The following is a 1,602-nucleotide window of genomic DNA, read 5'->3' as shown; positions in this document are numbered from 1 at the left end:
CTCCTATGTTTGCATAGTTAGAAAATCAATCTTTCAAATATCTATATTTGGATATCATAAAGTGAAAAAGGGTGAGAGTCGATTCGCGACTAAATGACTCAGGAAGTACATTGACGCAGAGATACCGCCTCATTCTTTTTTATCTTTTAGAGTCTGAACAGAATGTAAGGAACTACGCAGGTCGTATTATCCAGAATATCCAACCAGGAGAAAAGACGAAGGAAGATTCATCACTTTACTATTATTTTAAAATTAAGAAGTTATGAAAGTATTGAAACAGGTATTAGGAATTGATGTAGCGCAAAAAGAATTGGTAGTTACTTTAGGAAGACTCAATGATGATTTATCGATTGAACTGTGTGCTTATTCTGTTTTTAAAAATACAGATAAAGGTTTTTTAAAACTTTCTCAATGGATTGATAAGCTTACAGATAAAACGACCAAAGTTCAATATGTAATGGAAGCTACAGGTGTTTACCATGAGAAGTTCGCCCATTATCTAGATGAAAAAAAAGAGGATTTAAGTATTGTACTGCCCAACAAAATCAGTAATTATATACGAACTCTTGAGATCAAAACAATTACAGATAAAACGTGTTCTGAGGCCATTGCCAGATTTGGACTGGAAAGAAAACTCGATAATTGGAAAAAACCAAAAGCGATCTACAGAACCTTAAAACAACTTACACGTGAACGCCGTCAAATTACAGATGAGAGAACCATAGTAAAAAACCAACTGCATGCCGAAGAGGCAGAAGCAATGCCTCATATTTCAAGTATTGAACGTTCAAATAGAAGGATACATTTTTTAAACACCCTTGAGAAAGAAATTAAGAATGAGATCGAAAGTAGTATAAAAGAGAACAAAGAACTTAGTAAAGACATCAGTAATATCTGTACAATACCGGGTATTTCAATTTTGACTGCAGCAACTGTTATTGGCGAAACAAACGGATTTGAGCTTATACGCAGTAAAAAACAACTTACAAGTTATGCAGGACTGGATGTAAAAGAAAAACTCTCAGGAACATCAGTAAAAGGCAAGCCGTCAATTTCCAAAAGGGGTAATAGATATTTAAGAAGCTGCCTGCATCTGCCAGCTCTAAGCAGCATAAAATGGGATGATAATTTTCGCGACCAATACAGTAGAATAGTAGCAAAACATGGCATCAAAATGAAAGGATGTGTAGCGGTACAGAGAAAATTATTGGAACTGATTTATATTCTCTACAAAAATAAAGCAGTATATGATAAAGATTTTGAATCAAAAAAAAATAGCGTGCCAGCATAAAAATGCATAAACACGCTATACAGTCTAGCTCTATGGCTGACTAAGGCTACAAATTTAATAATATAAAAGATAAATAACCAAGACAGCTAAAAATAAAATTTATATTTATTAGGAAATCAACACAGAATCTCTGTGCTTTCTAAAGGCTCTTATATAAAAATCTTTGTGTTCTCTGCGGTAAAATAATTAGTGAAAGTAAGATCAGAAAGTATTGCAAAAAAAGTCAATTATTTCTATAAGAGAAACAATTGACTTTTATCTGTAAACTGAGACTGTAAACTGAAAACTATATTATGACATGTATCTAACTC

Annotated in this window: 1 protein-coding gene; it reads left to right on the top strand. The window is 32.9% G+C overall.

What is annotated here, in order from left to right:
- Positions 1-262: 262 nt before the first annotated feature.
- Positions 263-1,291 carry an IS110 family RNA-guided transposase gene (locus tag FLP_RS14875; RefSeq protein WP_065450320.1) on the top strand — a complete coding sequence of 343 codons (1,029 nt, stop codon included), beginning with the start codon at positions 263-265 and terminating at the stop codon, positions 1,289-1,291.
- Positions 1,292-1,602: the final 311 nt, after the last annotated feature.

The organism is Flavobacterium piscis, from assembly GCF_001686925.1.
GTDB lineage: Bacteria > Bacteroidota > Bacteroidia > Flavobacteriales > Flavobacteriaceae > Flavobacterium > Flavobacterium piscis.
Note: the sequence above shows the minus strand (reverse complement) of the source record. Positions and strands in the feature narration are given on the sequence as shown.

Coding starts and splice junctions, on each gene's coding strand:
- FLP_RS14875 (WP_065450320.1), top strand. CDS start 263: ATGAAAGTATTGAAACAGGTATTAGGAATTGATGTAGCGCAAAAAGAA.